We start from the raw sequence: 12,769 nt of genomic DNA, 5'->3' as shown, positions 1-12,769 counted from the left end.
CTGAGCCTTGAGCCTTGAGCTTTGAGCTTTCTCCCTAATCAGCTTATCAGCTCAACAGCTTATCAGCTATTTTTTGATGGGTTCGGGGTTCGGGAGTCGGAAGTCGGAAGTCGGAAGTCGCGTATGAGAATTCCTTCTCGGAACGGGGCATGCTCCACGCGACCAGCCGTATCAACGCTGCTTGTTGATTGGGTCCCCTCGCCCCTATGGGGAGAGGGACAGGGTGAGGGGAATCCGGTAAGATAAGGTTTACCCCATCGTTGCATAAAAACATGTGAAAATTATTGTAACATTCTGTAAAGATATAGAAAATGTTTTATTTTAGCGGATGAGCAGGAGTCCACCGGATGTGAATTCCTGCATAAACAATGATTTTCGCATGTTTTTTCCCTTTCGGGAAAGCGGGAGGATTCCAGATCCCCGTCTTCGACGGGATCTGCGACCCGCGATGCCAAGGGATTGCAGTAAAGTGCTACGGCGTCACCCTCGGCGCCTTGGCTCTGAAACCCTCCCGCTTTTGCAACGTTGGGGTATACTCAGGAGGACAATCGTGGATCGTTTTATGAAATAGGGATAATTTTAACTTGTTGGGCAGGATTTTGCAATTCTAATCCGAGGGTCCAAAAAGGAAACGGTTAATCGGGATGACACCGATTAACCGTTAAGGAGGAGAACAGATGAAAATTATTAGGTTGACATTAGACAAAAGCAAACATCTTGCCAAATTCGATTGTCAGAACTAAAAAAATAACAGAATCGAATTATAAACAATAAATTTAGTCACCTACTATTTTTTTTCTATCCTTTCCGCCTGTTTCGCCAAGACGGCAAGCGCCGGATCATGATGTGAAAAGTTCAAGATTATAAACTTATTGCCAGCATGTTATGTAATAACTTGCTTATATGAAAGCGTAAAATAGTTTTTTCCAGAAAGTTCAAGATTTTGAACTTTAACCCCTGCATTCTGGAAAAAATTAATAACCACCTTAAATATATAGGTTATCATATGTCTTCGTTTTTGAACCGTACCGTTTGAACCGCGATAGTGAGCGCATTCCTCGCCGCTTGTCGAAGCGAAGCGGAGATCCCGCCATCGGGGTCGGCGCGAAGCAAAGATCCCGCTCATCGGGGCCGCGGGGAGGGTTCAAACCAGTGCCATTTCCTGGGGCCTTTTTTTTCTGGGGTTGAAACCCTATCGGTGTGCACCGGTGAACAGACTGGTTTTTATCCTTTAAACCGGTTTCCCGGCCTTGACAAACCGCAAATCGCGCCCATAATTGTTGATCAACAGTCGTCGAACTAATTATAACCATTGATAAAAACAACCATCAAAATCGATCAAGAACCGTTCAGGAGAGCCAATGGAAGCCAAACAGGAAACCCATCAGTTTAAGACCGAAGTGCAGCAGATTCTCAACCTGATCATCAATTCCCTCTATTCCAACCAGGACATTTTTTTGCGGGAACTGATATCCAATGCATCGGACGCCATTGACAAGGTCCGATACAAGGCCGAGATCGAGCCGGGCATTCTGGGTGAAGACAGCGAGTTCAAGATTCAGTTGAAACCCGATGCCATCAAGCAGACCTTTGAAATTTCGGACAACGGCATCGGCATGACCTACGAGGAGGTCATGGAAAACATCGGCACCATCGCCAAGAGCGGCACCGCCAGTTTTATGGAAGCCCTGGAGCATGCCAAAGGGCATGAAACGCTGATACCGGAATTGATCGGGCAGTTCGGCGTGGGCTTTTACAGTGCTTTCATGGTGGCTGATAAAATCACCCTGGTCACCCGGTCTGCCGGTGTGGATGTGAACAAGGCTGTCAAATGGGTCTCAGCCGGAGACGGATCCTACACCGTTGAAGAGACCGAGAAAGCCAACCGGGGCACCACCATAACCCTGGCGTTGAAAAAAAAGGAAAAGGACGATAAGGATTATACTGATCAGTGGACCGTCCGCGGCATCGTCAAGCAGCATTCCGATTTTGTGGGCTACCCCATTGCCATGGAGGTCGAACGCGACGAGCCGCTGCCCGATGAAGAGGTGATCAAGGATAAGGATGGCAAGCCCATCGGCGCCACCACGCGCAAGGTGATGGGCGAAGAGACCCTCAATTCCATGAAGGCCATTTGGGCCCGCAATTCAAATGACGTCAAGGACGAAGAATACGAAGAGTTCTACAAGCATTTGAGCCACGACTGGAACCCGCCCATGGAGCGGCTCCATCTCAAGTTCGAAGGCACCACCGAGTACGATGCCCTGCTTTATATCCCCTCCAAGGCCCCTTTCGACTTGTTCACACCGGAACGCCGCCACGGCATCCACCTTTATTCCAAGCGAGTGTTCATCATGGACGACTGCAAGGAACTGATGCCCGAATATTTCCGGTTCGTGAAAGGCGTGGTGGATGCATCCGACCTGAACCTGAACGTCAGCCGCGAAATCCTTCAGCAGGACCGGCTGGTGCTGAATATCCGCAAGAATCTAGTCAAAAAGCTCTTCGATCTGCTGGACAAGATGGATGTGGAGAAATACAATCAGTTGTACGATGAGTTCGGCGCCGTGTTGAAAGAGGGAATTCACACCGATCCGGACAGCAAGGATAAGATCGCCACCCTGATCCGCTACAAAACCACCAAATCCGAAGACTCGTGGGTATCGCTGGATGAATATGTGAAAAATATGAAGGCCGACCAGAAGGATATTTTTTACATAACCGGCGACAAGCTCTCTGCCCTGATCAACAGTCCCCACCTTGAACGCCTGAAAGAGAAGGATTTTGAAGTGCTGCTGATGACCGATCCGGTAGATGAGTGGGTGGTGCAGTCATTGACCGAATATGACGGCAAGCCGCTGAAGAGCGCCGAGAAAGGTGATCTGGATCTGGACGCGGTGGATGAGACCAAAAAAGAAGCCTATAATGCACTCTTCGGCTTTATCAAAGGGCACCTGGAGAATAAGATCAAAGAGGTCAAACCCTCATCGCGGCTCAAAGATTCGGTATCCTGCCTCTCCGGCGACACCTGGGACATGAGTGCGTACATGGAGAAACTGCTCAAGGCGTCCGGGCAAAAACCAAACGAAGTCAAGCGTGTCCTTGAATTGAACATGGATCACCCGGTGGTGGAAAAGATCAAGACCCTTTTTGAGAACGACCGGGACAACCCCGAGTTGAAAGATTTCAGCCATCTTTTATTTGACATGGCCGTGGTCAGTGAAGGTGGAAAACTCGACAACCCCGCCCGCTTCTCGAAAATGGTGGGTGATCTGATGTCCCGTGCCATGGGATAACTCAGAAAGGCAAAGCCAGGTTGCCCGGTAGCGGGCAGCCTGGCTGATTGCCAATCCCACCTGTTGATTACGTGTTATATTTAAAAGACAGCTTCACCCGGGAGCGAAAAGCGGTGACTTTGCCCCCTTCCACTTTCATATCCAGTTTCGAAATTTCCGCCACCCGCAGATCCTTTAATGACTTGGAAGCGGTTTCGACTGCATTTTTCGCCGCCTCCTCCCAGGACGCGGTGCTGGTTCCCACCAGTTCGATGACTTTGTAAACACTTTCGCTCATGATTTCCCCCTTTTGGGTTTCTGGTTAGTAATACGAAAACCCGCTGAAACGACACGTTCATTTCAACGGATGATCCCATGCCCGAACATTTAATGAAGGCTACAGCGGCCAACCAGACAGAACGGCTCGCTGGAAAAGTGACGTTCAACATCGAATAACAGACACAAAAAATCTGGAAGGAAGAATATGGGTATAACTTAATATGGGTATGCCCACCGGTCAAGGAAATTTCCTGTTGCGGTGTTGCCGGCGCATTGAAATGTGCATCGAAAACCGGTAGTATCGCTTATCGGCCATCGACAGCATTGTTCAGGCAGCCACAATCGCGTCATTTTATGCAAAGGACCCATCACAACCCATGAAGCAGGTGAAGTGGCTTTTTCATCCCATACTGGTATTTATCTTCTCCGTCACTGCCCTGATGGTTTCGCTTTTTCTATATATTTACTGGTATATTGAAGTCAGCAGCGGTCTTCGGTCGGCCATGGTGCGGTTCAACGTCGAGCAGGATCAGGTGTTCGCCGCCAACACATGGTTGGTGATCCTCGTCCTGAGCATACTGATTGGAATTATATTGCTTGGCATCTTCATCATTTTCGTATTCAGCCAGAAAACCATGCAACTGTACCGGATGCAAAACAATTTTATCAACAACTTCACCCATGAACTCAAAACGCCGGTGACTTCCCTCCAACTGTATCTGCAGACCTTCTCAAGGTACGCATTGTCGCGGGAGGAGCAGCTAAAATACATCCAGTATATGCTCATCGACGTGGACCGTCTGACCCAAAACATCAACCGCATGCTGAACCTGGCCAAACTGGAAAGCAAAAGCTATATGGGCGAGTTTGTTGTCTGTGATTTGGTCAAGACGGTGAACCAGTTCCTTGAAGAAAACGCCCACCTGTTCAAAGAGTGCCGAATTGCCGTCCACCACCCGGACACCACAACCGTGTACCAGCGAATCAACCGGCATCTGTTTGAGATGCTTTTGATGAATATCCTGACCAATGCCATCAAATACAATGCTGCTGAAATGCCGCAAGTGGACATCTTCATCGAACCCAAGCGCCAAGGGACGCACATCCGGTTTACAGACAACGGCATCGGTTTCGAGCGAAAAGAGATGAAAAAAATTTTCCGCAAGTTCTACCAGATCGGCCAATCGGCCGATATGACGGCCAAGGGAAGCGGGCTGGGCTTACACCTGGTGCAAAACATCGCTCGCCTCCATAAGGGAAAGGTGCTGGCCGAAAGCCAGGGGCGGGGCACAGGCTCGACGTTCACCCTGATTCTGCCGGCCCTGGAATAGCGCCCATCCACAAACGGCATCTTTCGGCCCAGGCCGGCGTTCTCGCTCTTTTTATATCCTCGACGTAGCGCTGCTACGCCCGCGGTTTAAAAAGCGCTGCGGCCTTGGCGTGTCGCAGATCCCGCATCGCGGGGAACCAAAATCTACCATTTGTGAATGGGCACAAAATAGGCGTGAATATCGTGCAATGTAAGTGATATGGATGATACAGGAGCAGCCATTATGGGAACCCCCAAAAAGCGTATTCTCATCATCGAAGATGAGCGGCATATCGCCGAAGGCATCCAACTGAACCTGATCCTTCAGGGGTACGAGGTGGCTATCGCTTCTGACGGCGTGGCAGGCCTGAATAAATGGAAAGAGATCGGGCCGGATTTAGTGATTCTGGACATCATGCTGCCGGGCATAGACGGTCTCTCCATTCTTCAGAGCATCCGGCTGGAAGATGAGCGGCTGCCTATTTTAATCCTCTCGGCCAAGGCCGATCCTGATGACCGGATCAAGGGGCTTGCCTTCGGGGTGGACGATTACCTGGCCAAACCCTTTAACCTGGAGGAACTGCTTCTTCGCGTCGAGCGTCTGCTCAAACGCGGCGGCTGGAATCAGGAAAACGGCGATCCGGTCCTCCCATCCTTCGACATCTATCATTTTGGCGACAATCGCATCGATTTTAAAACCAATACCGCACGCTGCCGTATGGGCGAGATTTCCCTGACTGAACAGGAATCCAAGGTGCTCAAACTGTTTATCGCCAATCGTGGCAAGCCGCTTTCCCGTGAAAAACTGTTGCAGATCGGTTGGGGGTATTCCCGGAAAACCACCACACGCACAGTGGACAACTTTATCGTCCGGTTCCGCAAATATTTTGAGCTCGATCCCAGAAGCCCGGTCTATTTTAAGAGTCTTCGATCCATCGGCTATCTTTTCGATCATGACTCCGAATGACCTGTCAACCAATATGACATAATTTAACTACATGCGTTATTTATTTTAATTCGCTTATCCGGATTGATTGCAATAACGGGTAAGTCATTGACCCAGCCCCCCTAACTCCGCCGCGGATAGTAAGAACTTTTTTTCTTAGTGGAAAATAGTTTCCTATTTAATCGTTCATAAATTCCACACTTTTGTGACGGCCCCAATTGGCAAAGGTTACAACTACCTGAAATTAATATTAGTTGTAATCGGCTCGGAGAAGTAGCGCGATTCTTGCATGAAATCGATAAAAGCAAATCGCGTATGTCCTTCTCTGACTTGACACGAGAAGGCGCCAATTAAATTACGTCCGAAAAGTGTCATCCTAACTCCACTGCAATCTAAGGCGAACTGAATTCTGATGAAGACAACGGCGATTCATGACAATGGCGGACGGCGTTCCGGGGTAGACCGACGGCAGTTTACCTACGCCGTTCACATCCCTGAGCGCCGCAGCGGAGAAGACCGCCGCACCAGTTGGGACCGACGAAGTCCTCGACAAGAGGCCCGTTTGGCACATCCAAAGGCCCTTTCCTGAAATATTCCCGATCCTTTTCATTTCGTTCCTTCTGTTCAACCAATAGCACCGTGTCGCGTATTTCGCATCGGCCGGCGACAGGGCCCCATTTTTTTTCGACCGATCCTTACCTTGTCCGACGTTGAACCGTGAGACCAAAAAAAGACGGCCACCTCGATACCCTCGACAAGGTGGCCGTTATTGAGGAACACTGACGTCTGGACGTAGTGATTGATCAGCGTCCATTTGAGAATGCTACGGTTGTGTGGCAGCCAGATGGTACAATCCGAAGATATCCGTTCCCTCGACCATGTTTTTCAAAGCGATGAATTCGTCCATGGGCATTTCACCTGTGCCGATATTGATCATTTGGACCGTTTTTACCGCTGGCTTCGTATCGACGCTGGCGCTTCGGCCGGCAACTTTATCGCGAAGCGCTTGAAAGTCTGCACGGGCCATTTCTACCAGGCCGTAGCGCTCTGGGCGATCGAGCGGGGTCGAAACCGCTGGCACGTAATCCGGCTGCCGCCCCTGGACCATGGCTTTCAAGGCAATAAATTCGGATGGTTCCATCTGACCCGTTCCGATGTCCACCATTTCTGCCGACGCATGGTTAACTGCGACTACCGCCATGATCAGGAATGCTAATGTTAATTTTTTCATCGAGTCCTCCTTTTGGGTTTGTTTTAAATATGAACGTGACTTAATGTTCATTTTTCAGATGGAAAATATGGCCGGGCGCTTATTTTGTCAAGTTAAAAATGAACTTTTATTCACATATTGGTTTAGGTTAAATCCGGGCAGGGCACATTCAACAGGCAACTGCCTGTCTGGGGTGTGAAAGAAAAAGGCCTGAGTCACACGGGAATCGTGCTTCCACAGGCCATTATCAGTAGGATTGGATGTTTATCGTGGCGTCAGTTGCGTTGAAAGATCTGCACTTACGGACAGATGAAATCAAAACCACTGTTCGGGCCGGTAACGGTGTTGGTGGCCACCAGTTTGTTCAGGTCGCAGAATTCGCCGGTCGCCATTGCGCCGGTGCCGATATCCACCATGCCGTTTTCCGCTACGGATTTAGTCGCAACCCTCTGGATGCTGCCGGCTGCCATCGCCTGCCGGATGTCATCCACATCTGTCTGGTTGAATTCAGCAACGTGTATGTTTTGGCGGATCTCCGTGGTTACGGAATCAGAGGGCTGATAGCTGCCGTTGACCATTTGTCGCAGGGTATCGAACTCGGCCTGGTCCATTCTACCCAGCCCGATATCCACGCTTCCCGCCATGGCTACACCTGCCACCATCATCGTTGCCATCACCGCTGCCATTATATTTAATGATTTTATCATGGTAACCCTCCATTTGGTTAACAAACCTGATCGAACGATTTTGTTCTTATATACAAGATCAGTCTGATATCCGTTATATCAACATGAACATAAATATTTTTTCGCTTTGATTGACCGTGTGACGGGAATTGGGTATGAAATAACGCAAAGAAAGGCATCGGAATGACAGAAAAGGATCAAAAAACCAGAATTCCCCAGCAAAAACGGAGTATTGAAACCAAAAAACGCATTCTTGTGGCGGCAAAAGATCAGTTTGCGAAGAACGGTTTTCACGGCACCAACGCCAAGGAGATCGCCGCGGCGGCCAGCGTCTCCGTGGGCAGCTTCTATTCCTATTTCAAGGACAAGAAAGAACTGTTCATGGAGATTTTCAGGGAGCATATCGAAGAAAAGATCGTGCGGATCTTAGGCGAACATCAGTTCGATCCAAACCATCGAAAGGAGAGTGTTTACCGTCTGATCAAAGCCATGCTGGATGCCCACGAGCCTTATCCCCAGTTTCACCGGGAAGTGTTGGCCATGCGCTATTCCGACCCTGAAGTCGAAGCCGTATTCAATGAGATGGATCAGCGTAGCCTGGGGCACGTCGAGCGATTCATCGAACAATTTCGGGATAAACTGAGAATAACGGACATTAAGACCGCAGCCCATGTCATTTCAGCCGCCGTGGAAGAGATTATCTGCTCGATCACCATCTTCGGTGAGAATCAAGATGTTGATCGGCTCATAGACGGCCTGGCGGATATGATTCATCGCTACCTGTTCGACTAAACGGCGGTGGCCACAAGCAGTGCGCCGGACACCGCCATCACAATGGCGATCATCCGTGGCAGGGTTACCGGCTCTTTCAGGAAAACTGCGGCCAGAATAAAGGTGAAAATGGTGGAGAGCTGATTCAGAATGGCCGCCACGGAAACCAGCGTATATTTAAATCCTGCCAGCCATGCCAGCATGGCCAAGTAATTGCCCACAATAGATGCCGGCAGGGCAATCTTCCATGCCGATGACGGTAACAGCACGCCCAGGATCTCACGCCTTTCGGGATGAATCACCGCAATGACGACCAAGCCGGCAACTCCGGCGAGGAGCCTGACGAAGCTTGCCCAAAGGACGCTGGTCAATTCCAGCAGCGGCTTCACCATGACGACGCTTCCCGCAATCAGAATCACTGCCAGCACGCCGAAGACAAGCCCTATCCAAAAATCCTTCCGAGACAAGGTTATCGAAGACCCGGAACAGGCATCCGCACCGATCGCGGCAATCACCAGAAGGGCGCCTACAATCCCTTTGATCCCGATGGATTCATTTAAAAACAGTACGGATATGAGAAGGATGAATGGCAGGTAGAGGCAATCCACCACGGCCCATCGGCTGGCACCGAGTCGCCTGAGGGCCATGAAAAAAAAGGTGTCGGCCAATGTGATGCCCAAGACGCCGGATATGCCAAACATCATCCAGTCGCTGGCCGGCCGGACCGGGAAAAGCGGTATGCCGGCAAACCAGAGGGTTGGCACCAGCAGTAACAGCGTGACCACACCCTTGAAGAGGTTCAAGGCCATCGGTGAGAAGGTCTCGCCGCTCTTTTTGAACATGATGACAGCGGCGGCCCAGCAAAAGGCGGCACCTGTAGAGCAGAGTACACCGATCATCTGCATGAAAGGACCTGCTGGTTAATGGCCGGATCAGTGTTGACGAATTCGTAAAAAAGCCGATATCTGCGTTACGCTGCATCCCTCATCACTGCGGCGTACCGTAAGTACGCCCCATTCTTCGGGATTTGCAAGCCTTGATCTCGGCGTTTTTACGAATCCGTCGGAAATGCGACTATTTACGAGTCCATCAGTGTTTGAGTAAAAACAGATTAACATGACGTGGATCAAGGTTGCCTGCATCCACGGGCGCCAGTTCACGTTCAATTTCATCGAAAAGCGCCGCGAACACAGTGCCCAGGCGATTGGAAAGGTTCTCGGGTGACTGGCCCGAGGCCTTCGCGGCCCAATCGAGAAACTCGGTCTTTTTCCCGTCGCCGATAAGTCGTTGGCCCGCTTGGTCCGTCCAAAGTGCTCTATAGAATGCCTTGAAAGCTGCAAATGAGACGGCAAAGGTCGGCGTGACCGTGTCGTTCGGTGGCGTTTTCAACGACGCCCTGACCCACAGGGTCAGCAGAAGATTCTTGTATGTCAGACGCCGGATACCCGCATCTGCTGAAATGGTAACATCCATGCGCTTGAGCAGACGATCCAGAGCAATCACCTGGTCCAATCCACGACCGGTCGCTTCGGTCTCATCCCGTGTCAGAAAATCGCGGTAAATGGGACCGGATCCGGACGGATCATAGAACTGTGGGGGATTGATCAACAGCCCGCCCAACAGCCCAAGCCATGCCTCGTCCCAGAAGGTGAGATCTACCTGTTGTGACTGGCACCAGCTCTCTCTGCGCCAGCGCGTGGCCTGCCATTTCAGCTGCAAGGCGCTACCGAACCCGTTTCTGAAGATATCCGCCAGCAAATGACGTTGTAAAAGCGCAGACGCCATGGATTCCTGCTTGTTAGCCGTGCTTTCGGTCATTAGTTCAAGCCCGATGCTCAAGTACCCGCTGACCCTGGAAACCACCGATTTCAATTGGTCGCGGTTCCGGATGACCGCCTGGTCAGCCGATATGACCTGATTGCAGAGACCGGCCAGTTCTCCCTGGAGCTGCTGAATCACATGAGCGTCACGGATCCCTTTCAATGCACGTACGAAGAGGTTGTCCCCATCGAGGAACGTGGCGGCAAACTGGGGCACCGGAAAACGGGGATCCTCCGACGATGGCTGCCGAATTGTTTTATTCCCCCTGGCCGCGAGCTCTCCTGGCCGCAGCGGCTGGTAAACACCGACCGCCTCGTGAAAGGGGAGAAATCCCTTTTCGGCAAGACGCACGTTGCGCAGCCGGAACAACTCCTCCTCAGTTTCGCTGGGAATCAGGCTCACCGATTCCATCAGCAAACCCTGGTAACGGGGGTGATCAAATCCAGAAATACGGCGCAACAGGAGGCTCAGCATTTCATTGCGCCGTGCCTTGGCCGCGTCACTCTCGGGTGTGGCCACGGGATAGTCCACGAAGCGCACGTAGAAGGTGTCGTCATCCGTGAAAAAGCCGTCATCCAGATCCGATGAAAACTGATCGGACTCCCTGACCCGGAGTTCAATATTCCTGAACAGATATAATTCAAGGAACTCCAGCCGTTCATCGAAACACCATTTGACCAGCCGGTCCGGGTCCGCACGAAGCAGCAACTGCAACCAGGTGGTGGTCAGCGGGTAGTTCAGCTGATCCTTCTCCCAGACCTCCATGTCCAGCAGATATTCCCACTGGCGGTTGGATGCCAGGGCAACCAGGGGAAGGGCGTTGTCCGTCCCGAGGTCATGGATGAGAAAATGCAGATCTTCTTCCGGAAACGAGTGGACCAGTGCCGCCGGCTGCGGGTGGTCGAGGATAGCGGCCATGGCCTGCTCGGCAGGTATTGACAGAATGTGCCGCCGAATTTGCGCCAGTTGCCGGATCCGATCGGAATGGTTGAGGGTGGGGGCTTTCGTTTGCGTCACGTTGGGGGTTACTCCTCCTGTCGATAAGTTCTGCTCTACCATAATCAGATAATTTATAAAAACAATGATTTTAGCAGGGATCAGTCGGGGCGTTGGCCATTTATCCGTAAAATCAGAAGCAGTCCGGGAAGGGCGATCAAGGTGCAGAAAATGAAAAACCCCTGCCATCCCATGTGTGTGGCCATAAAGCCGGTGGGGGCCGAGGCCAGCACCCGAGGGATGCCCATGAGGCTGGTCAACAGTGCATATTGGGTGGCTGTGAAGCGCTTGTCCGTGATGCTGGCCATATAAGCCGCATAGGCTGAGGTACCCATTCCACCGCTCAGGTTTTCGAAAGCGATAACCGCTGACAGTGCCGTCAAGTTAGGACCGATAACAGTCAGCAAGGCAAATCCCGCGGTTGAGAGGGCCTGAAGAATGCCGAAAATCCAGAGACTGCGTAGGATGCCCAATCGGATCATGGTAACACCACCTAAAATGGTGCCGCCGACAGTGGCCCAGAACCCGAACAGCTTGACCACGGTCCCGATCTGGGTTTTGGAAAAACCGATGTCCAGGTAAAATGGTGTGGTCATGGCCGCAGCCATCGTATCACCAATTTTGTACATCAGGATGAAGGCCAGAATCCACATGGCATTCGCCCGGCTGAAATACTCCACCAGCGGTTCTACCACGGCGGCCTTGAGCGTGACGGGAAAATTGGCTACGTGGGGTTCCGGTGCCAGTACGGTAGTGATCACCCCCGGCAGCACACACAAAGCCATGATCAGGTACACCTTGGAAAAGGGTAGATGGTCCGCCAGAATCAGGCCGCCGCCGGACGCCAACAGCATGCCCACACGATAGCCGTTGATGTAAAGCGAGGATCCCAGACCCAGTTCGTGGTCGGGCAGGTCCTCCCGCCGATAGGCATCCACAACGATGTCCTGGGATGCACTGAAAAAGGCCACGGCCACAGCGGAGACGGCCAGCAGTTCTGGGTGGGCAACCGGATTGCTGAAACCCAACCAGACCAATGCCGCCATCAGAGACAACTGAGATACCAGCAGCCATCCTCGCCGCCTGCCCATCAGGGGCAGGGTGTAGCGGTCGAACAGCGGCGCCCAGCAAAATTTCAAGGTGTAGGGCAATCCGACCAGGGTCATCAGTCCAATAGTGGTCAGGTCCACACCTGACTCCGTCATCCACGCCTGGAGCACGGACAGGGTCAGCAGCAGCGGCAATCCGCAGGAAAAACCCATCACCAGGGCCACCAGCATGCGGCGATTGATCACTGCTGATGCAAGTCGTGGATGGTTCATGGGATTCATAAGTTTGACGGATTCGTAAAAAGCTTTTTCAGGCCACGAATGGCCACCTATCCGAAAGGAACTTTGCTCTGGTGCTAAATTCTGTTATTTCATTTGCCGGACGCATTGGCAAATGAAGCCGTTCGGACTTTGGTGCCCGAGTGCC

10 protein-coding genes are annotated in these 12,769 nt (G+C 51.5%); 4 read left to right on the top strand and 6 right to left on the bottom strand.

What is annotated here, in order from left to right; all coding sequences use genetic code 11:
* Positions 1 to 1,361: 1,361 nt before the first annotated feature.
* Entirely contained in the window at positions 1,362 to 3,296 is a 1,935-nt protein-coding gene (gene htpG / locus QNK41_RS20160) for a molecular chaperone HtpG (RefSeq protein WP_319260769.1), read from the top strand.
* A gap of 67 nt (positions 3,297 to 3,363) precedes the next feature.
* Here the strand turns inward: htpG and QNK41_RS20155 are convergent, their stop codons facing one another.
* On the bottom strand, positions 3,364 to 3,573 hold the full coding sequence (locus tag QNK41_RS20155) for a dodecin family protein (RefSeq protein WP_319260766.1): 210 nt from the start codon (positions 3,571 to 3,573) through the stop codon (positions 3,364 to 3,366).
* 358 nt (positions 3,574 to 3,931) lie between these two features.
* On the opposite strand from QNK41_RS20155, the gene QNK41_RS20150 reads away from it, so the two are divergent.
* Both QNK41_RS20150 and QNK41_RS20145 read left to right on the top strand, forming a co-directional pair.
* On the top strand, positions 3,932 to 4,885 hold the full coding sequence (locus QNK41_RS20150; protein ID WP_319260763.1) for a HAMP domain-containing sensor histidine kinase: 954 nt from the start codon (positions 3,932 to 3,934) through the stop codon (positions 4,883 to 4,885).
* A 222-nt stretch (positions 4,886 to 5,107) separates the two neighbouring features.
* Positions 5,108 to 5,830, top strand: a complete 723-nt coding sequence (locus QNK41_RS20145; RefSeq protein ID WP_319260760.1) for a response regulator transcription factor — start codon at positions 5,108 to 5,110, stop codon at positions 5,828 to 5,830.
* 802 nt (positions 5,831 to 6,632) lie between these two features.
* Here the strand turns inward: QNK41_RS20145 and QNK41_RS20140 are convergent.
* Complete coding sequence (locus QNK41_RS20140; protein ID WP_319260757.1) at positions 6,633 to 7,040, bottom strand: hypothetical protein; 408 nt, start codon at positions 7,038 to 7,040, stop codon at positions 6,633 to 6,635.
* A gap of 278 nt (positions 7,041 to 7,318) precedes the next feature.
* Positions 7,319 to 7,726, bottom strand: a complete 408-nt coding sequence (locus QNK41_RS20135; RefSeq protein ID WP_319260755.1) for a hypothetical protein — start codon at positions 7,724 to 7,726, stop codon at positions 7,319 to 7,321.
* Positions 7,727 to 7,888: 162 nt separating this feature from the next.
* Here QNK41_RS20135 and QNK41_RS20130 point away from each other — a divergent pair, with 162 nt between their 5' ends.
* Positions 7,889 to 8,497, top strand: coding sequence for a TetR/AcrR family transcriptional regulator (locus QNK41_RS20130; protein ID WP_319260751.1), 609 nt, complete (start codon positions 7,889 to 7,891; stop codon positions 8,495 to 8,497).
* Here QNK41_RS20130 and QNK41_RS20125 read toward each other — a convergent pair.
* The 3 genes from QNK41_RS20125 to QNK41_RS20115 all read right to left on the bottom strand — a co-directional run bounded on the left by QNK41_RS20125 (position 8,494) and on the right by QNK41_RS20115 (position 12,615).
* A complete protein-coding gene (locus QNK41_RS20125; RefSeq protein WP_319260749.1) occupies positions 8,494 to 9,381 on the bottom strand; it encodes a DMT family transporter in 888 nt (295 codons plus the stop codon). The two genes, QNK41_RS20130 and QNK41_RS20125, sit on opposite strands and share 4 nt — an antisense overlap.
* Positions 9,382 to 9,565: 184 nt before the next feature.
* Positions 9,566 to 11,314, bottom strand: coding sequence for a DUF6178 family protein (locus tag QNK41_RS20120; RefSeq protein ID WP_319260746.1), 1,749 nt, complete (start codon positions 11,312 to 11,314; stop codon positions 9,566 to 9,568).
* Positions 11,315 to 11,394: 80 nt separating this feature from the next.
* Complete coding sequence (locus tag QNK41_RS20115; protein WP_319260744.1) at positions 11,395 to 12,615, bottom strand: AmpG family muropeptide MFS transporter; 1,221 nt, start codon at positions 12,613 to 12,615, stop codon at positions 11,395 to 11,397.
* Between the last annotated feature and the right edge of the window lie 154 nt (positions 12,616 to 12,769).

Source organism: Desulfosarcina sp. (assembly GCF_033791525.1).
Classification (GTDB): Bacteria; Desulfobacterota; Desulfobacteria; order Desulfobacterales; family Desulfosarcinaceae; genus Desulfosarcina.
The sequence above is the reverse complement of the archived record's forward strand: the minus strand, read 5'-3'. Positions and strand labels throughout refer to the sequence as shown.